This window comes from Rhizobium sp. CB2179, assembly GCF_057653455.1.
In genome coordinates, this window is the sequence record NZ_CM172781.1 from 4059232 (window position 1) to 4077578 (window position 18347).

An 18347-nucleotide genomic window follows, 5' to 3' on the forward strand; every position below is an offset into this window, starting at 1 on the left:
CTGCAGCCGGAATCGATAGCGAAGAGAGCGGCTTCAGAGGTCTCGATCACGGATCATTGTGCGCATGCAGCATAATTTTTCATGTGCCACCCTGCGACTTTGGCCATCTCGCGCTAAATCATGGAAGGCCGTCTGGGGTTATTAAATTCATCACGGAGTCGTTTCATGGAATACACAAAATTTGGGAAGACCGGCCTCGAAGTGTCGAAGATCTGCTTGGGCTGCATGACCTTCGGCGATCCCGGCCGCGGCAATCATGCCTGGAGCCTGCGGGAAGAAGAAAGCCGGACGATGATCAAGCAGGCGATCGACCTCGGCATCAATTTCCTCGACACCGCCAACACCTATTCCAATGGTTCCTCAGAGGAGATCGTCGGCCGTGCCATAAAAGACTTCGCCAAGCGCGAAGACATCGTGCTGGCGACCAAGGTGTTCAACCGCATGCGGCCGGGCCCGAACGGCGCCGGCCTGTCGCGCAAGGCGATCTTCGACGAGATCGACAATAGTCTGCGTCGCCTCGGCACCGACTACGTGGATCTCTACCAGATCCATCGCTTCGACTACACGACGCCGATCGAGGAAACGCTGGAAGCGCTGCACCACGTCGTCAAATCGGGCAAGGCGCGTTATATCGGCGCCTCCTCCATGTATGCCTGGCAATTCGCCAAGGCGCTTTACGTCTCCAGGCTGAACGGCTGGACCGAATTCGTCAGCATGCAGGACCACCTGAACCTGCTCTACCGTGAGGAAGAGCGCGAAATGCTGCCGCTTTGCGAGGATCAGAAAATCGCCGTCATCCCCTGGAGCCCGCTTGCCCGCGGCCGCCTGACCCGCGACTGGGACGAGACGACGGCACGCAGCGAAACCGACGAATTCGGCAAGACGCTTTACACCCAGTCCATCGATGCCGACCGCAAGATCGTCGGGGCCGTGGCCGAAATCGCCAAGGCCCGCAACGTCTCCCGCGCCCAGGTCGCAACCGCCTGGATCCTGCAGAAGAGTGCGGTGACCGCCCCGATTATCGGCGCGTCCAAACCGAACCACCTCACGGACGCCGTTGCCTCGCTCTCGGTCAAGCTTACCGGTGAGGAGATCGCGGCACTGGAGGCACCCTACATCCCGCACGCCATCGCCGGCTTCAAGTAGCCGCTGGCTTTTCGGTCCTCAGGCACATGCAACGCAGATCCCTCTCCACCTGGAGAGGGAGATCGAAACCATGGCCATTCGCGACTGAGATTATTTCGGGCTTTCAGGATCGAGCTGGCGGCGCATCGTCACCAGAAACTGCTCGGCAAGCGCTCTGTCCTCGACAGCACGAGCAAGAATGACGGCACCCATCATCGATGAGAGTGTCGTCGTCGCATTGGCGCGGCGCTCCTCTTCCGTTTTCCCGGGAACGATATCCGCAAGCGTGTCGACCAGCACGGACAGCCCATCGCTGAAGACCGCACGGACCGCGCCGCGGCTGCGGCTGACTTCCTGGATCAGCGTTGCGAAGACGCAGCTGCCGCCCGGATCGTCAACTGTGCGCCAGTGGATATAATGGTCGAGAAGGGCTGCCAGCGGCCGGTCCGGCGATTCGGCGATATGCTCCTTCCAGCGCTCTTCCACCCTGTCGACCAGCTTGCGGCTGACCTCAAGCGCCAGGTCGTCCTTCGAACCGAAATGACCGTAAAAGCCGCCATGCGTCAGCCCCGCCGCCTTCATGATGTCGGCGACGCCGACCCCGTCGAAGCCGTTTTCGCGGAAAAGCACGCCGGCAACGCTCAGGATCCTTTCGCGGTTTTCGGCAAATTTTTCGCGGCTGACCCGCATTTGTCATCTCCAGAAATAGTCGCTTGACAAAATATATGACGTCCATCATCAATACGCAAGAAATATGATGATCATCATGTAAAACGGTCCACTATCTTCTAGAACCTGAATTCAAACGGAATCTTGCCCATGGTTTCCACAGCCCTCGCCTCCACCCTTGCCCGGCGCAACATCCATTACGGCTGGGTCGTCGTTGCCGCGACCTTCCTCACCATGCTGGTCACCGCCGGCGCCATGGGCGCACCTGGCGTGCTCATCAAGCCGCTGCAGGACGAATTCGGCTGGGAAACCTCGCAGATTTCCTCGGCCCTTGCGATCCGCCTGATCCTTTTCGGCTTCATGGGTCCGTTCGCCGCTGCCTTCATGAATTATTTCGGCGTGCGCAAGGTCATCGTGTTCGCCTTAGCGCTGATCGGCGCCGGCTTCGTCGGTTCGCTGTTCATGACGACGCTGTGGCAGTTGCTATTGCTCTGGGGCATCGTCGTCGGCTTCGGTACCGGATTGACGGCCATGGTGCTCGCCGCAACGGTCTCCAGCCGCTGGTTCACCAAGCATCGCGGCCTCGTCGTCGGCATGCTCTCGGCAAGCTCGGCAACCGGCCAGCTCGTCTTTCTGCCATTGATGGCGGAGCTGACGGAACGCTACGGCTGGCGCTCGACGGTGTTTTTCGTCTGCGCCATGATCATGGTCGCAGCTCTTGCCGTACTTGCCTTCATGCGCGACCGCCCCGCCGACCTCAACCTGCCCTCCTTCGGCGAAACGCAGGTAACGCCGCCGCCGGCAAGCACTTCGCTTGGCGTCGCGCTGATGACGCCGATCACCGTCCTCAGGGAAATCTCGAAGACCTCGACCTTCTGGATCCTCTTTGCCACCTTCTTCATCTGCGGCCTCAGCACCAACGGCCTGATCCAGACCCATTTCGTCACCCTTTGCGGCGATTTCGGCATCGTGCCAGTGGCCGCCGCCAGTGTGCTGGCTGTCATGGGCATCTTCGATTTCTTTGGCACCATCGGTTCCGGCTGGCTGTCCGATCGCTTCGATAATCGCTGGCTGCTCTTCTGGTATTACGGCCTGCGCGGCCTGTCGCTGCTCTACCTGCCCTTCAGCGATTTCAGCTTTTACGGCCTCTCTATCTTCGCCGTCTTTTACGGCCTCGACTGGATTGCCACCGTGCCGCCGACCGTCAAGATCGCCGCCGACCGCTTCGGCCCTGAAAAGGTCGGCCTCGTCTTCGGCTGGGTCTTTGCCGGACATCAGCTGGGAGCCGCCACCGCCGCCTATGGCGCCGGCCTCTCGCGCACGGAGCTCTCGAGCTACCTGCCCGCCTTCTTCGTCGCCGGCGCCTTCTGCCTGCTGGCCTCGATCCTGGCGGTCACGCTGAAGAAGTCCGGCCTGAGCAACCCGGCATCGGCCGCCGCCCATTGATATCAGACAAGATCCGGCCTCGAAGCGAGGCCGGATCTCTCTACCGGATCAATCCGATAACTTCGCTTGCCCGTCTTGCGCGTCCGGGTGCTCGCATGTTAGACAGCCGCCCGTTCGTATCCGTTGCCCCATTGGCGGAATTGGTAGACGCGCTCGACTCAAAATCGAGTTTCGAAAGAAGTGCTGGTTCGACTCCGGCATGGGGCACCACCAAAATCTTCAAGCTCTTTGTCAGATAGTTCAAGCAACGCAAGCGGACTGCGTCGTCACGCCCCCGCCCGCAATGTGAGAGAGCGGCGAAGACAATATCGTGGTCACAGAACTTCAAAGACTTCGTATTCGACACCGCCCGGACACCTGCCGCCCTTTGCGACCGCGACAATGCTGTTGAGCCACGCATGCGCAGGCGCGGCGGTCTCGAAATACGGTGTCGTGCGCAGATAATATTCCGAAGCGTCGACCGTTTCGCCGCATACCAAACGCTCGTCGACGGCCTGTGACGCACGCCTGACGCCGCGATAGGTCATGAGGACGAGCTCCCCGTCGTCGGCGACGAGGAGGAGCCTGACATCTTGCTGAAATGTGCCGTCGCCACGAGCGAGCAGGAGATCCGAGCCGATCAGCGACGATACTTTTCCTTTCAGGCGCTCCCCTTGGAAATGTCCGCCTGAGACAGGAAAAATCCGCCGGCCGCCGGCAGGTGTCTGCCCAAGCTCCAGCGTCGGATGAAGCGCGATGAAGAGTGTAAACAGGTGCTGAGATTGCAGGGACACAGTAAATCTCCTATTCTTGGCTGTCCCCCAAAACTGCACCAGGGCGTTCCGCCTTCAAAACGTGCTTTGCTTGTCGTCACCACAAGATAAATTGATCGTGAAGGGAAGCTGATCATGCGGCCGTCATTGGAGTCTCTGCGCGTATTGGAAGCCTGTGTCTCGGCCGGCAGCTTCGCGCGGGCAGCCGAACGCTTGTTTCTGACACCGGCGGCGGTCAGCCTTCGTATTCGCACTCTGGAGGCTGAACTCGGTCAGCCGCTATTTATCCGCGCCGGTCGGCGAGTGGTCCCGACGGCCGCCGCCTCCGTTCTGGCAAGTCGGGTCCGGGAGGCATTAACCGGGATCGGTGAGGCGCTTGCAGAATTTCAGGCGGCAACGCCGCCACTCAGGCTCACGGCGCCGCCGACCTTTGCGTCACGCTGGCTTGCACCGCGTCTGGCGCGCTATCCTACGGCTGGAGCTTCCGTCATCGAGGTCGACGTCTCGGCGGAAATACGTGATCCGGGCGCATTCGACGTCGCCATAAGGACGGGTCGCGGTGGATGGGCCGGGCTGGAAGAATATCGGCTCGCTCCCGTAGAAGTGACGCCGATGCTGTCGCCCTCCCTGCTTGGAACGCGGACGCTTCCCGCGCCGGAGGCGCTGGCTGACTTCGAGCTTTTGCCGCACCCTGATTGGGAGCAATGGTTTAAGGAGGCTCAATGCGCGACCCCTCAGGGTTTGCGCTTTTTGGCGGTCGATTACCCCACGCACGAGTTGGATGCCAATGCGGCGCTGGCAGGCGTGGGTGTGGCGCTGTTGTCGCCATCGCTGTTTCGGCCGCTTTTGACCGAGGGCCGGCTGATCGCGCCGTTCCCCCACGTGCTGAGCGGGCCAGCCTGGCATTTCGCGCTCATCCGCGCCAATGACGCGCGCCAAGCGCCGCGGCAGCTCTGCGCATGGCTTCGCGCGCAGGCAGGTGAGGCCGCATAATTCCGAACTAAAGGCACTGTGAAGGCTTGCGCGTGATGGGGCGCCGGCGCTGGCGGCTGTGCGCCAGCGAAAGACGACGCTGCATGACCGCCTCGACCGCCGCCCGTACCCGATAGAATTCTTATTGGCCAAGGTCGCTTTGGCGGCGATCTCAAGTCCCTCCCGAAAGTCGGATATGAGGCCGTCATATCCCGTTCGGCTGGGAGGCTTGTGAAAATACTCAGCGCCTAAGCGAAGCTTACTTATTCTTCAGCAGCCACATCTTGCCGGCCATCGTGATGCCGTAGACGTCTTTTGTTGCGTCGTCATCCAGGTGCCGCCTCTCCAGAAAACCCGGCTCCTTCAACTCGCCCAGCGTCTTGGCAGTGACCGACTTTATTTTCTGAGGCCGCTCTTTCCACCGGTCAGTTTTTGCATAAGTCACCGTCGCGTTCTCGTGCGTCCATTTATTGGCTGGCTGAGGATAAAGGTCTCCATCCCTGGCGAGTTTAAGTGCGGCGATCTGGGACGGCGTAAGCTCAATCATACTAAAAGATCCTGTGCGGGCGGTGCTTGCGCTGGGAACGCGCTGTTACCAAAGGCGTGCTCATAACACCGACAGACGACTTTCACCACTGCATTGAGATATTCTTGCCACAAAAGGCGAAAACCCGGCTCGTCGGAACCGGGCTTCGTCCTTATCGCACATTTTTTCGTTAATTGCAGCGCCGGACCGTCTTGGTGACCTCGCCTTCGTCGGTCTGTCGGGTGACGCTCCTGGTTTCGCAGCCATTATCGCGATAGCGGCGATGCTCACGTTCGCGCACGGCACCGAAAGTGACGCCACGCTCGCTGATGGTGATGCCGGGTCGTACCCGCTCATGGCGATAGCGGTCATCATAAGAACGCTCCCTGACATACACGCTGTCGGCAAGAACAGGCGCTGCAAACGAGCAGGCGGCAAGGGCCGCCACAGTACAGTTCAAGATCATCTTCCGCATGTCGTTTCTCCTTTCTTGATGAAAGGGCAACGAGGCAAGACGCAAGTGGTTCCAACATCGGTGACGGCCCGACCGTGCCGCGGACGACGTCTGCGCCACACCAGCCAGCACTGAGAACGAAAGCCCGAACAGCAGCCCATTCCCAAATCAACTGTTTAATTTTGCTTGCGCTTCGTCCAAAGTGGCCGCCGCTATCACAAGAGAGGGCGGACGTGCATCAGGAAGTAGGACTTATCGCGACGGTCGCCGTCAGTTTCGTTTTCGCAGCGATTCTGGGCTATGGGGCCGACCGGCTTCGGCTGCCGCCACTCGTCGGTTATTTGATGGCGGGCATCCTGATGGGGCCGTTCACGCCGGGCTTCGTCGCCGATACCGCCCTTGCCGGCCAGCTCGCCGAGATGGGCGTCATCCTTTTGATGTTCGGCGTCGGCCTGCATTTTTCCGCCTCCGACCTGCTCGCCGTGCGCGGCATCGCCGTGCCTGGCGCGATCGGACGGATTATCCTTGCCACCCTGTTGGGCATCGGTCTTTGCAAACTCTGGGGCTGGAGCCTAGGCGCCGGCATCGTCCTCGGCCTCAGCCTGTCGGTGGCGAGCACCGTCGTGCTCTTGAAGGCGCTGGAGGAGCGCAATCTCGTCAACGCGGCCAGCGGACGCGTCGCCGTCGGCTGGCTGATCGTCGAGGATCTGGTGATGGTGTTGGCACTGGTGCTGCTGCCGGCGCTGGCAGAGCTTCTGGGTGGCAACGCCAGCACTACGACCAACCATGGCCTCGGTGACCTGCCGTTGGCGCTGACGATCGGCTTGACACTGCTGAAGGTTGTGGCCTTCGCCGCCATGGCGATCTTCCTCGGGCCTCGCATCGTGCCCTGGCTGCTGACGATGATCGCCCGGACCGGCTCGCGCGAACTCTTTACGCTGACGGTGCTGGCGATCGCACTCGGCATCGCCTTCGGCTCGGCGGCGATCTTCGGCGTCTCTTTTGCACTCGGCGCATTTTTCGCCGGCGTCGTCATGAGCGAATCCCAGCTCAGCCACAGGGCGGCCGCCGACTCGCTGCCGCTGCAGAACGCTTTCTCCGTGCTGTTCTTCGTCTCCGTCGGCATGCTCTTCGATCCCTCGATCCTGGTGCGCCAGCCGCTGGCCGTGATCGGCGCGCTGGCTCTCGTCATCCTCGGCAAGGGCATCATCACCTTCCTCATCGTCATCCTGCTCAGATATCCGATCAGCATGGGACTGACATTGGCCGGCGGCCTCGCCCAGATCGGCGAGTTTTCCTTCATCCTCGCCGGCCTCGGCGTCTCACTCGGGCTTTTGCCGCATGAGGGCCAGGATCTGATCCTGGCTGCCGCGATCCTGTCGATCACGCTCAACCCGATCGTGATCTTCGCAACCGACGGCCTGAAGAAATATATCCATTCGAAATGGCCCTCCCTCTGGGAAAGCTACGGCAGGAGCAGGCAGAAGGCGCTCGGCAAAGAACTGGAAAAGATCAGGGCGCTCGGCGAAGAGCGCGAGCGCCAGCATCAACTGAAGATGCAACAGCTGATCGAGACTTTCCCGCTGTTCTCCGAAGTCGACGAGGACGCCCAGGAGGAACTGCTACTGCTCTTCAAGGCAAAATCCGCGCCGCCCGGCGAACGCGTCATCCGCCGCGGCGACCGCGGCGACAGCATGTATTTCATCTCCTCGGGCGCGGTGGAAGTGCGGCTCGCCAGTGGCGCGATCCGCCTGGAGCCGGGCGCCTTTTTCGGCGAAATGGCGCTGCTGACTGGCGCACGGCGCACGGCCGACGTCATCGCCGTCGATTTCTGCCAGTTCGAGGTGCTCGAACGGCGCGACTTCAACATGTTCATGTCTCACCATCCGCATCTGCGCGCCGCCGTTAGCGAAATGGCCCAGAAGCGGACGGAAATGAATGTCCTGCGTCAGCAATGGGAAAAGTCGATGGACCTGTCCTGACGCAAATACCTCCGCATTTTAGCGGTAATCACGCTAGCGTGATGGCTTCAGCCCGCCGGCCAATAGCCATCTGAGCGGAAATCCTCCGGGATCGGGTCGAGCCGCGACAACGTCTCGGCTGCGAAATCGATCTGCAGCGACAAGTATTTAAGAGGCGCCAGCATTGGCACGCCGGTCGCGAATTCCCGGATGCGAGACAGATGATAACCGCTCTCGCTGATCCGCCGCGCAGCCTCCCGGCGCACGTCCTCTTTGCTTGGCCCGCGCCCCTCTTCGGACCAGTCATCCATTTGCACGGCCCGCCCACGGCCGCCTTCGATCACTTTGAACATTCTCATGCCACCTTGCCCGTCGACCCTAAATCAGCTTGCCGAAGAATGGCCGATTCGCAATCTCCCGAAATCTTGGGAGAGGCGCTGACACCCGTCATCACGAAAATTTTTTGACGGCGGTGGCAGGAAGGACACGGGCGAGCATTTACAGCGCCGCGCACGGCCCCTAAAGCTCTTTTGCACTGCAACAGGAAGGAAACGGAATGCTCCGCAGACTTTACGACTGGACCATGTCTCTGGCCGCGCGCAAATCGGCCGAAATCTGGCTCGCCGTCATCGCCTTCGTCGAAAGCTCCATCTTTCTCGTCCCCGCCGATGTGCTGTTCCTGCCGATGGCGCTTGCCAGGCCGGAACGCTCCTATCGCTACGCGCTGGTCGCGACCGTCGCTTCCGTACTCGGCGGCATCGCCGGCTGGGCGCTCGGCTTTTACGCCTATGAGACGGTGGCGCGGCCGGTTCTCGAATTCTATGGCAAGCTCGATGCCTTTGAGCAGATGAAGGCCTATGTCACCTACGAGTGGATCCTGCTGCTGCTTGTCACATCAGGTCTTGCGCATCTGCCGCCGATCAAGATCGTGACGATTCTGTCTGGCGTCATTCACGTCAATCTGGGTCTTTTCATTGTTTCCGCGATTATTGCACGCGGCGCGCGTTTCCTCTTCCTCGCTTGGCTGCTGCGCCGCTACGGCGAGCCGATCCGTGACTTCATCGAGAAGCGCCTCGGCCAAATCGTTGGCATCGGTGCCGCTACCGTGATCGTGCTATATGTCGGCTACCGCTCTTTCGCTCACTAGGCGAGGATGGTTTTCGGCCGAACAGGCCTAAAATCTCAATCTGCATCTCATGCTCTACTAAACTCGCGGAGCTCCGCCATGACTATTTCCTCGCCGCTCGCCCGCCCCGGCTTTGTCTATTCCATTTTGCTCGCCATCGGTATGGCGGCGGCGGTCGGCACCGCGCTCGGCTTCCAGTATATCGGCGGTTATATTCCCTGTGCGCTCTGCCTGTTGCAACGGCAGCCCTATTATTACGCCATCCCGATCGCGATCCTGGCCGCGATCTCCGAGCTCGTCGGACTGCCGAATTGGATCACCCGGGCGCTCATTCTCGCGGCCGGCATCCTGATGCTGGTGACGGCAGGCATGGGTGTTTATCACGCCGGTGTGGAATGGCACTTCTGGCCCGGCCCGTCCACCTGCTCGACGACGGCAAGCAGCATGACGACCAATGCCGGCGATCTGCTCGGCGAGCTCAACACCATCAAGGGCCCGTCCTGCATCGACGCGGCACTGCGCGTGCTCGGCCTGTCTTTTGCGGGCTGGAACGTGATTGCCGGAATCCTGCTCGCAGCCTTCGCCTTTGTCGGCGTTCGCAAGGCCGCCTCATAAAATTATGCAGCATTCGAAGTGCCGCAGCGTCCTTGCCGCCTCTGAAAAAGATGCGCGGCGCTGCGGGCCGTTCGATCAGGGCTGCAGTTCGGTATCCCAATAGAGATAGTCGAGCCAGCTTTCATGCAGATAGTTTGGCGGGAACAGCCGGCCGTTATTGTGCAAATCCTGCACCGTCGGCTGGTAGGGCTTCTGCGCCGGGAACATGCCTGCCTGCTTCGGAAGCTTGCTGCCCTTGCGCAGATTGCAGGGCGAGCAGGCTGCCACGACATTCTCCCAGGTGGTCTCGCCGCCATGGGCGCGCGGGATGACGTGGTCGAAGGTCAAGTCGTCATGGGCGCCGCAATACTGGCATTCGAACCGGTCGCGCAGGAAGACGTTGAACCGGGTGAAAGCGGGATTGCGGGACGGCTGAACGTAAGTCTTCAGGCACACGACACTCGGAAGCCGCATCGAAAAGCTCGGCGAAGAAACCGAATGTTCATATTCTGCAATGATGTTCACACGGTCGAGAAATACCGCCTTGATCGCGTCCTGCCAGGACCACAACGACAAGGGGTAATAACTCAGCGGCCGGTAGTCAGCGTTCAGAACGAGCGCCGGCAGGGCCTGTGGGGAGACTGCAATCGTCAAGGGACTCTCCTGATCGATTCGGCATCTGCACCTGTATATTAGGCCGGTTGTTACAGGATTGTGAAGTCCAATAAATTCAGAGGATAAAGGCAATTTGAAGAGTGTTGCCGATCAGCCGATCGGCACCATGTCACGGCGCATCCTCGTGGCGTAGTAGGCCCAGAAAAGCCGTGCCGCCACCGAGCGCCACGGCGACCAGACTTCCGAAAGCTCAGCAAGCGCCTTCGCCTGCGGCCGTGCGGCAAGACCGAATGCCGCCCCGACGGCATTCTGCAGCGCGACATCGCCGGCCGGGAAAACATCGGCGTGGCCGCCGCAAAACATCAGATAGACCTCTGCCGTCCACGGCCCGACGCCCTTCAACGCGGTCAGTTCGCCAAGCGCCTCGCCCGGCGGCTTCAGGCAGAGCCCGGAGAGATCGAGACGGCTGGAGGCGACCGCTTCGGCAATCCGCGACAGCGTCTCGGCCTTGGCGCGCGACAGACCGAATTCGCGCCACGCCTCGGCGTGAAGCAGTGCGTAACCTTCCGCCGTCAGCGAACCGACCGCCGGCAGCATGCGCCGCCAGATCGCCTCGGCGCTGGCGCGCGACACCATCTGCGAGACGATGATATGGGCAAGACCGGCAAAGCCGGGCTCGCGCAACCGCAGCGGAATAGGCCCGGCCTCAGTGACTACAGGCGTAAGGCGCGGATCGAGGCGAAGCAGCGCTTCGAGCCCCTGCCTGACGTCATCTTCGTTGCGGATGATCTGCACTTTGCCTCGCTGTGGTTCAAAAACCGAATCCATGGCAGAAGAAAGCATGACCACGAGTGAGCGTCAAAAACCTGTCTTTCGTTTTGCGCCGAGCCCCAACGGACCGTTGCATCTCGGACATGCCCTCTCGGCCCTCATGAACCGCGACATGGCGGAGGCCGAACAAGCGCGCCTGCTGCTGCGCATCGAGGATATCGACCAGGCGCGCTGCACGCCCGAGTTCGAGGCCGGCATCCTCAGGGATCTCGAATGGCTTGATATCGGCTGGGCAAGCCCGGTGCGGCGCCAGTCGGAACATATTCCCGAATATCAGGCGGCGTTGCATGCGCTGATCGAGCGCGGACTGGTCTATCCGGCCTTTCTGACGCGGGGCGAGGTGAAGGCGCGCATCGCTGCCTACGAGGCGGCGGGTGAACCCTGGCCGCACGATCCCGACGGCACCCCGCATTATCCCGCAAGTGATCGCGAGCGTCCGGCAGACGAACGGCGGGACATGCTGACCTCGGGGAAGAAACATGCCTGGCGGCTCGATATGCGCAAAGCGCTCGACCTGATCGGCGAACTGCTGTTCTGGACGGAAACCGGCGACGGCAGGACAGGCGAGATCGCCGCCGAGCCCGACGTCTGGGGCGACGTCATCCTGTCGCGCTCGGATGCGCCGTCGAGCTATCATCTTTCCGTGGTCGTCGACGATGCGCTGCAGGGCGTCACCCATGTCGTGCGTGGGCTCGACCTCTTCCACGCGACATCGGTGCACCGGCTGTTGCAGGTGCTGCTCGGCCTACCGCAGCCGGTCTATCACCATCATCGTCTCATTCTTGGCGCCGATGGCCGCAAGCTTTCGAAAAGCCAAGGCGACAGCGGGCTTGGCGAATTGCGCGCCCAGGGCATGTCAGGGGCGGATATTCGCCGCCTTGTCGGGCTCTGATTGCCTTTCGACACGCTCTCTGCCGACGATCGAAAGCGTGCGGGAGAACATCCGGAAGACGCGGAATTTGATCAGCGCCGCATTGATCTCCGCGCCGATGATGAAGATGACGCCGACCATATAGAGGAAGATCAGCACGATCATGACGGAGGCGAGACCGGCATAGGTTGCCGTATAGTTGGCGAAGGTCGCCAGATAATAGGCAAAGATCAGCGCGCCGGCGAGCCAGAGAAGCAGTGTCAGCAGCACCCCGGGAATGACGTCGAAGACCCGCCGCTTGCCGGCCGGCAGCCAGAGATGCATCACCAGCAGTCCGACGGTCAGAACCACCAGCGTGCCGTAGATGCGCCAGCTGAAGACGATGTCGAGCGTATCGGCAAACAGCGGAAACCATTTTCTCGAATAATCGAGCGCCAGCGGCAGGGCGACCAGCAGAATGCTGATCGCCGTGAAGATGATGACCGCGATCAGCACGTAGCCCAGGCTGGCGAGACGGGTGAAATACCAGGCCCGCGTCTCCTGCACCCGATAGGCGCGATTGAGCGAAATGCGCAGCGCCTCGACACCGTTCGAGGCGAAATATGCGGCCGCCAGCACCGAGATCGTCAGCAGCCCGCCGCGCGGAATGGTCAGCACCTGCAGCACCTGGTCGGCGAGCGGTTTGGCGATCGCCTCGGGCCAGGTGTCGAAGATCAGGTGGATGGCGGTCGAGGAAAATTGATCGGCGCCGAGGAAGCTTGCAAGCGCCGTGCCGAAGATCAGGAAGGGGAAAACCGCAAGCAGGCTCGACAGCGCCACATGGCTTGCCATGGCGAAGCCGTCGTCTTCCACCATGTGACAGATCGCGTCATAGACCACGTCGTAGATCGTGCGCAGCACCTTCGGCATTCCGTCTCCGGCTTTCCAGATTGTATCCTCTGGCCGAATATGGGAAACGAGTCCCATTTTGTACAGGAATCATTCCATGGCGGGAGAGCGCACCATCGTCGTGACCGGATGTTCGTCCGGTATCGGCGCTCATTGCGCACGGGCGCTGAAAGCCGATGGCTGGCGTGTCTTCGCAACGGTGCGCAAGCCGGACGATCTCAAGGGGTTGGAAGCGGAAGGCATCGAAGCCTTCCTGATGGACTATGCCAGGACCGAGACGATTTCCGAGCTGGTCGGCACGGTTCTGGAACGCAGCGGCGGTCGCATCGACGCGCTCTTCAATAACGGCGCCTACGGCCAGCCGGGCGCTGTCGAGGATCTGTCGACGGCAACGCTGCGCGCGCAGTTCGAGGCGAATTTCTTCGGCTGGCATGAACTGACGCGGCAGGTCCTTCCGCCGATGCGCAAACGTGGCCAAGGGCGGATCGTGCAATGTTCGTCGATCCTCGGCGTCGTCCCCTATCGCTTTCGCGGCGCCTACACCGCGTCCAAATTTGCACTCGAAGGCCTCAGCATCACCCTGCGCATGGAGCTGCAGGGCAGCGGCATCCATGTGAGCCTGATCGAGCCGGGACCGATCGCCTCGCGGTTCACCGCCAATGCGCTCGCAAAGATCAAGGAACATATCGACCTCGAGAATTCGCCTCACGCGGTCGATTACATCAGCCAATTGGCGAGACTCGACGGATCGGGGCCGGTCAACCGCCATAAACTCGGCCCGGAAGCGGTCTATTCCGTGTTGAAACACGCATTGAACTCGAAAAATCCGAGGCCACATTATCCCGTAACGACTCCGGCTAAACAGGGCATGTTCCTGAAGCGGCTGCTTCCGGCAGACCTCTTCTACCGCCTGATGCGCTGGACAGACTGACTGAGAAAGCTGAACGCCATGTCCACGGTCACCTATATCCTCGCGATCATCGTCATGGGCGTCGTCGCCCTCGTCCTGATCCGCGGCCTCTTCAACATGATGAAGGGCGGCGATCCCAACCGTTCCAACAAGCTGATGCAGCTTCGTGTGCTGTTGCAGGCGATCGCCGTCATCCTGATCATGGTGACGCTGTGGCTGACCGGCGGCGGCCGCCCGACCTGACCGGGATTCAAGGGGGAAACCATGGTCAAGCTCAACAAGATCTACACGAAAACAGGCGATGACGGTACGACCGGGCTGGTATCCGGTCCGCGCCGGCTCAAAGACGATCTGCGCGTCGAGGCCTACGGCACCATCGATGAGGCCAATTCCGCGATCGGCCTGGCGCGGCTGCACACGGCCGACTTGCCTGAACTCGACGCCATGCTGATGTCGATCCAGAACGATCTCTTCGATCTCGGCGCCGATCTCGCCACCCCCGACACCGGTGAGCCACCGGCCTACGAGCCGCTGCGGATCGCCGAGACGCAGGTCGACCGCGTCGAGCATGATATCGACCAGCTGAACGCCGGTTTGGAGTCGCTGAAATCCTTCATCCTGCCAGGTGGCAGTCCGGCCGCGGCACATCTGCATCTTGCCCGCACGATTGCGCGGCGCGCCGAACGTTTGATGGTGGCGCTTGCTCGCACCGACGGCGAAATCGTCGGCGAGCCGGCGATGAAATACGTCAACCGACTCTCCGATTTCCTCTTCGTCGCCGCGCGTCATGCAAATGACCAGGGCCATGCGGATGTACTTTGGGTTCCGGGAAAAAACAGATAGGCTTGCCGCGTTCACGATCGCCGGGGGGCCTTTATGTTCATACCACTTCACGATGCCAATACGCTGAAACATATCAAGGTTCAGTGGGTGACGCTCGCACTGATCGCGCTGAACATCGCGGTCTGGCTTTTGACCAGCCTGGAGAGCGAACAGGCAGCCCAGGCGACGACCGTCGGTCTCGGCTATATCCCGGCGATTGCCTTCGGCCATGCGATGCTGGCGCAGGGGCTCGAAATCGTGCCGGAACCGCTGACCTACCTTACATACGCCTTCGTCCATACCGGCTTCTGGCATTTGGCTGGCAACATGATCTTCCTCTGGGTCTTTGGCGACAATGTCGAGGATGCGATGGGACATCTGCGCTTCCTGATCTTCTATTTCGTTTGCGCGGCCGCCGGCGCGCTCTGCCACGGCCTGCTGACCATGACCTCGGAAGCGCCGCTGGTCGGCGCATCGGGGGCGGTCTCCGGCGTCGTTGCCGCCTATGTCTTGCTGCATCCGCGAGTCAGGGTCTGGGTGCTGGTGTTTTTCCGTGTGCCGTTGCCCCTGCCGGCCTTCGTGCCGCTACTTTTGTGGATCGGGCAGCAGTTCTTCATGCTGGCGATTGCACCCGATGGCGACGTTTCCTGGGGCGCGCATGTCGGCGGCATCCTTGCCGGGGCTTTCCTAATCCTGGTGTTGCGCCGGCCTGGTGTGCCGCTCTTCGACCGGCAGATCGTCACGCCCCGCGCCGTCAGAAACGACCCGGGCGCCGGCCCGGCCATCGCAGCCGGCACGGACGGACGGACGGCGCAGCGATTTCCCTGGGGCCGCCGCTAAACAGCTATATTGACGTGAACGTAAACGTCCATATATTGCCGAAGCAAATCGCCTGCCGGCGTCATGCAAGCGTTGAATTTGGAGGAAAAACGCGTATCCATGTCGCCATTCGACAATCGGAGCGGCGCCCAAGCGCGCATTTTCTAAAAAAGTCTCTGAAGCCAGTTTCTCCTGAAGGAAGGACCCCATGAAGATACTCGTGCCAGTCAAACGGGTTGTCGACTACAACGTGAAGATCCGGGTGAAGCCGGACGGCACGGGTGTCGAGCTTGCCAATGTGAAGATGTCGATGAACCCGTTCGACGAGATCTCGGTGGAAGAAGCGCTGCGGCTGAAGGAAGCCGGCAAGGCCGAGGAAGTGGTGGTCGTTTCGATCGGTCCTGCCAAGGCCGAAGAGACGCTGCGCACCGCACTTGCCATGGGCGCCGACCGGGCGATCCTGGTCGAGACCGACGATCAGATCGAGCCGCTCACTGTCGCCAAGATCTTGAAGGCTGTCGCCGATGCCGAACAGCCGGGGCTGATCATCGTTGGCAAGCAGGCGATCGACGACGACAGCAACCAGACCGGCCAGATGCTGGCGGCGCTGATGGGAACCGCCCAAGCGACCTTCGCCTCGAAGATCGAGATCGGTGATGGCAAGGCTCAGGTGACCCGTGAAGTCGATGGCGGCCTGCAGACGATCGAGATCAAGCTGCCGGCGGTGATCACATCAGATCTGCGCTTGAACGAACCGCGTTATGCCTCGTTGCCGAATATCATGAAGGCGAAGAAGAAGCCGCTCGACAAGAAGAGCCCTGATGATTTCGGTGTCGACACCACGCCGCGCCTCAAGGTCTTGAAGACCGAGGAGCCATCGGGCCGCAAGGCCGGCGTCAAGGTCAAGTCGGTCGCCGAACTGATCGACAAGCTTAAAAACGAAGCCGGCGTGCTATAATCAGCCTGGAACAGGAGCCATCATCATGACCATTCTTCTTCTGGCTGACCACGACAATGCCAGCCTGTCCGATCAGACCGCCAAAACTCTGACGGCAGCCGCAAAGATTGGCGGCGATATTCACATCCTCGTCGCCGGCAAAGCTGCCAAGCCTGCCGCCGATGCCGCCGCCAAGCTTGCCGGCGTCTCCAAGGTGCTGCTGGCCGAAAGCGATGAACTCGCCAACAATCTGGCCGAACCGCTGGCCGACCTGATCGTCTCGCTGGCTGGCAGCTACGACACGATCCTGTCTGCCGCCACCTCGGTCGGCAAGAACGTGCTGCCGCGGGTCGCCGCTCTTCTCGATGTCGCCCAGGTCTCCGAGATCATCGAGGTGATCTCGTCAGATACCTTCAAGCGGCCGATCTATGCCGGCAATGCCATCCAGACGGTGCAGGCGAGCGATGCCAAGAAGGTGATCACCGTGCGCACCGCATCCTTCGCCTCTGCACCGGAAGGCGGCTCGGCAACGATCGAGGCGATCCCGGCGGTTTCCGATCCGGGACTGTCGACCTTCGTCAGGGACGCGCTGTCGGCCTCCGACCGTCCGGAACTGACCTCGGCGAAGATCATCATTTCCGGCGGCCGGGCGCTCGGCTCGGCGGAAAAGTTCAGGGAGGTCATCCTGCCGCTTGCCGACAAGCTGGGTGCTGCCGTCGGTGCAAGCCGTGCGGCCGTCGATGCCGGCTATGCGCCGAACGACTGGCAGGTCGGTCAGACCGGCAAGGTGGTGGCGCCGCAGCTCTATATCGCCTGCGGCATTTCAGGCGCCATCCAGCATCTGGCCGGCATGAAGGATTCGAAGGTCATCGTCGCCATCAACAAGGACGAGGAGGCGCCGATCTTCCAGGTCGCCGACTACGGATTGGTCGCCGATCTCTTCGATGTCTTGCCGGAATTGCAAAAGGCGCTCTGACCGCGTCAAATGCTTTTCTTTCGCACTTGCGAATGACTGGAAAATTATCTTTTATCGGGCTACTACTGCTGCCGGGCGATCCTTCGTCCGGCAGTATTGCTAGAAAAATACGGCGGCGCGGGGGCGAATGCCGTGCGGGGGTTTGGAGATGAATGCGGTGTTGAAGAATATTGGTATTATCGGTGCCGGTCAGATGGGCTGCGGCATCGCGCATGTTTCGGCCGCCGCAGGTTATAGGGTTCACATCTACGATCTTTCGCAGGACCGCATCGAATCCGGCCTTGCCACCATTAACGGCAACCTGGCCCGCCTGGTGACGAACGGCAAGATGACCGAAGAGGAGCGCAAGTCGACCTTGTCGCTCATCACAGGCTCGTCGGATGTCAATGATCTCGCTCCCTCCGATCTGGTCATCGAGGCCGCCACCGAGGATGAAACGGTCAAGCGCAAGATCTATACCCAGGTCTGTCCGGTCCTGAAGCCGGAAGCGCTGCTTGCCACCAACACCTCTTCCCTTTCCATCACCCGGCTTGCTGCCGCCACCGACCGCCCCGAGCGCTTCATGGGCATACATTTCATGAACCCGGTGCCTGTCATGAAGCTGGTTGAACTGGTGCGCGGCATCGCCACCGACGAGAAGACCTTTTCCGCCGCCAAGCAATTCGTCGGCACGCTGGAAAAGACCATCACTGTCGCCGAGGATTTCCCGGCCTTCATCGTCAACCGCATCCTGCTGCCGATGATCAACGAAGCGATCTACACGCTCTATGAGGGCGTCGGCACGGTCGACGCCATCGATACGGCGATGAAGCTCGGCGCCAATCATCCGATGGGACCGCTGCAGCTTGCCGATTTCATCGGCCTCGACACCTGCCTTTCGATCATGCAGGTGCTGCATGACGGCCTGGCGGACTCGAAATATCGTCCCTGCCCGCTGCTGGTGAAATATGTCGAAGCCGGCTGGCTCGGACGCAAGTCCGGCCGCGGCTTCTATGACTATCGCGGTGAAGTGCCGGTCCCGACGCGGTAAACTTCTGCTGCGCCCCCTCTTCA

At 61.1% G+C, this 18347-nt stretch carries 22 protein-coding genes and 1 tRNA gene; 15 read left to right on the forward strand and 8 right to left on the reverse strand.

Features of this window, described 5'->3' with window-relative positions:
* Positions 1 to 165 precede the first annotated feature (165 nt).
* Positions 166 to 1146 carry an aldo/keto reductase gene (locus AC244Q_RS20000; protein WP_128406144.1) on the forward strand — a complete coding sequence of 327 codons (981 nt, stop codon included), beginning with the start codon at positions 166 to 168 and terminating at the stop codon, positions 1144 to 1146.
* A 90-nt stretch (positions 1147 to 1236) separates the two neighbouring features.
* Here AC244Q_RS20000 and AC244Q_RS20005 read toward each other — a convergent pair whose 3' ends face one another.
* The gene (locus tag AC244Q_RS20005) at positions 1237 to 1815 is read right to left on the reverse strand and encodes a TetR/AcrR family transcriptional regulator (protein ID WP_128406145.1); all 579 of its coding nucleotides are present in this window, start codon (positions 1813 to 1815) and stop codon (positions 1237 to 1239) included.
* A 129-nt stretch (positions 1816 to 1944) separates the two neighbouring features.
* Here AC244Q_RS20005 and AC244Q_RS20010 point away from each other — a divergent pair, with 129 nt between their 5' ends.
* Both AC244Q_RS20010 and AC244Q_RS20015 read left to right on the forward strand, forming a co-directional pair.
* Complete coding sequence (locus AC244Q_RS20010) at positions 1945 to 3240, forward strand: MFS transporter (protein ID WP_113547920.1); 1296 nt, start codon at positions 1945 to 1947, stop codon at positions 3238 to 3240.
* Between the two features lie 125 nt (positions 3241 to 3365).
* A tRNA-Leu gene (locus AC244Q_RS20015) sits at positions 3366 to 3450 on the forward strand.
* A gap of 104 nt (positions 3451 to 3554) precedes the next feature.
* On the opposite strand, the gene AC244Q_RS20020 is transcribed toward AC244Q_RS20015, so the two are convergent.
* Positions 3555 to 4013: a DUF3237 domain-containing protein gene (locus tag AC244Q_RS20020; protein ID WP_012759152.1), complete on the reverse strand. Its 459-nt coding sequence runs from the start codon at positions 4011 to 4013 to the stop codon at positions 3555 to 3557.
* A 114-nt stretch (positions 4014 to 4127) separates the two neighbouring features.
* Between AC244Q_RS20020 and AC244Q_RS20025 the strand changes: the two genes are divergently transcribed.
* On the forward strand, positions 4128 to 4985 hold the full coding sequence (locus tag AC244Q_RS20025; RefSeq protein WP_128406146.1) for a LysR family transcriptional regulator: 858 nt from the start codon (positions 4128 to 4130) through the stop codon (positions 4983 to 4985).
* 238 nt (positions 4986 to 5223) lie between these two features.
* Here the strand turns inward: AC244Q_RS20025 and AC244Q_RS20030 are convergent, their stop codons facing one another.
* Together AC244Q_RS20030 and AC244Q_RS20035 are read right to left on the reverse strand one after the other, a co-directional pair.
* Positions 5224 to 5511, reverse strand: coding sequence for a hypothetical protein (locus AC244Q_RS20030; RefSeq protein ID WP_012759154.1), 288 nt, complete (start codon positions 5509 to 5511; stop codon positions 5224 to 5226).
* Positions 5512 to 5680: 169 nt separating this feature from the next.
* Positions 5681 to 5965 (reverse strand): hypothetical protein, encoded by a 285-nt coding sequence (locus AC244Q_RS20035; RefSeq protein ID WP_113547919.1) that lies wholly within the window; start codon positions 5963 to 5965, stop codon positions 5681 to 5683.
* 212 nt (positions 5966 to 6177) lie between these two features.
* Between AC244Q_RS20035 and AC244Q_RS20040 the strand changes: the two genes are divergently transcribed.
* Entirely contained in the window at positions 6178 to 7926 is a 1749-nt protein-coding gene (locus AC244Q_RS20040) for a cation:proton antiporter domain-containing protein (protein ID WP_012759156.1), read from the forward strand.
* A 47-nt stretch (positions 7927 to 7973) separates the two neighbouring features.
* Here AC244Q_RS20040 and AC244Q_RS20045 read toward each other — a convergent pair whose 3' ends face one another.
* Positions 7974 to 8264, reverse strand: a complete 291-nt coding sequence (locus AC244Q_RS20045) for a hypothetical protein (RefSeq protein ID WP_017995312.1) — start codon at positions 8262 to 8264, stop codon at positions 7974 to 7976.
* Positions 8265 to 8461: 197 nt separating this feature from the next.
* Between AC244Q_RS20045 and AC244Q_RS20050 the strand changes: the two genes are divergently transcribed.
* Entirely contained in the window at positions 8462 to 9052 is a 591-nt protein-coding gene (locus tag AC244Q_RS20050; RefSeq protein WP_017995313.1) for a YqaA family protein, read from the forward strand.
* 78 nt (positions 9053 to 9130) lie between these two features.
* A complete protein-coding gene (locus AC244Q_RS20055; RefSeq protein ID WP_113547918.1) occupies positions 9131 to 9646 on the forward strand; it encodes a disulfide bond formation protein B in 516 nt (171 codons plus the stop codon).
* Positions 9647 to 9721: 75 nt separating this feature from the next.
* Here the strand turns inward: AC244Q_RS20055 and AC244Q_RS20060 are convergent, their stop codons facing one another.
* Both AC244Q_RS20060 and AC244Q_RS20065 read right to left on the reverse strand, forming a co-directional pair.
* Positions 9722 to 10279 (reverse strand): HNH endonuclease, encoded by a 558-nt coding sequence (locus tag AC244Q_RS20060; protein WP_003543279.1) that lies wholly within the window; start codon positions 10277 to 10279, stop codon positions 9722 to 9724.
* 111 nt (positions 10280 to 10390) lie between these two features.
* Complete coding sequence (locus AC244Q_RS20065; protein WP_113547917.1) at positions 10391 to 11083, reverse strand: DNA-3-methyladenine glycosylase family protein; 693 nt, start codon at positions 11081 to 11083, stop codon at positions 10391 to 10393.
* Between AC244Q_RS20065 and gluQRS the strand changes: the two genes are divergently transcribed.
* Entirely contained in the window at positions 11082 to 11963 is an 882-nt protein-coding gene (gluQRS, locus tag AC244Q_RS20070; protein WP_017995316.1) for a tRNA glutamyl-Q(34) synthetase GluQRS, read from the forward strand. The two genes, AC244Q_RS20065 and gluQRS, sit on opposite strands and share 2 nt — an antisense overlap.
* On the opposite strand, the gene AC244Q_RS20075 is transcribed toward gluQRS, so the two are convergent.
* Entirely contained in the window at positions 11928 to 12851 is a 924-nt protein-coding gene (locus tag AC244Q_RS20075; protein ID WP_012759163.1) for a YihY/virulence factor BrkB family protein, read from the reverse strand. The genes gluQRS and AC244Q_RS20075 overlap by 36 nt on opposite strands.
* A gap of 76 nt (positions 12852 to 12927) precedes the next feature.
* On the opposite strand from AC244Q_RS20075, the gene AC244Q_RS20080 reads away from it, so the two are divergent.
* The 7 genes from AC244Q_RS20080 to AC244Q_RS20110 all read left to right on the forward strand — a co-directional run bounded on the left by AC244Q_RS20080 (position 12928) and on the right by AC244Q_RS20110 (position 18324).
* Positions 12928 to 13761, forward strand: a complete 834-nt coding sequence (locus AC244Q_RS20080) for an SDR family oxidoreductase (protein WP_113547916.1) — start codon at positions 12928 to 12930, stop codon at positions 13759 to 13761.
* Between the two features lie 18 nt (positions 13762 to 13779).
* Positions 13780 to 13983, forward strand: coding sequence for a twin transmembrane helix small protein (locus tag AC244Q_RS20085; protein ID WP_012759165.1), 204 nt, complete (start codon positions 13780 to 13782; stop codon positions 13981 to 13983).
* A 21-nt stretch (positions 13984 to 14004) separates the two neighbouring features.
* The gene (locus AC244Q_RS20090) at positions 14005 to 14583 is read left to right on the forward strand and encodes a cob(I)yrinic acid a,c-diamide adenosyltransferase (protein ID WP_012759166.1); all 579 of its coding nucleotides are present in this window, start codon (positions 14005 to 14007) and stop codon (positions 14581 to 14583) included.
* 33 nt (positions 14584 to 14616) lie between these two features.
* The gene (locus tag AC244Q_RS20095) at positions 14617 to 15402 is read left to right on the forward strand and encodes a rhomboid family intramembrane serine protease (RefSeq protein ID WP_012759167.1); all 786 of its coding nucleotides are present in this window, start codon (positions 14617 to 14619) and stop codon (positions 15400 to 15402) included.
* A gap of 187 nt (positions 15403 to 15589) precedes the next feature.
* Entirely contained in the window at positions 15590 to 16339 is a 750-nt protein-coding gene (locus tag AC244Q_RS20100; protein WP_128408011.1) for an electron transfer flavoprotein subunit beta/FixA family protein, read from the forward strand.
* A gap of 25 nt (positions 16340 to 16364) precedes the next feature.
* The gene (locus AC244Q_RS20105; RefSeq protein WP_128405822.1) at positions 16365 to 17294 is read left to right on the forward strand and encodes an electron transfer flavoprotein subunit alpha/FixB family protein; all 930 of its coding nucleotides are present in this window, start codon (positions 16365 to 16367) and stop codon (positions 17292 to 17294) included.
* 148 nt (positions 17295 to 17442) lie between these two features.
* Positions 17443 to 18324 carry a 3-hydroxybutyryl-CoA dehydrogenase gene (locus tag AC244Q_RS20110; protein ID WP_012759170.1) on the forward strand — a complete coding sequence of 294 codons (882 nt, stop codon included), beginning with the start codon at positions 17443 to 17445 and terminating at the stop codon, positions 18322 to 18324.
* Positions 18325 to 18347 lie beyond the last annotated feature (23 nt).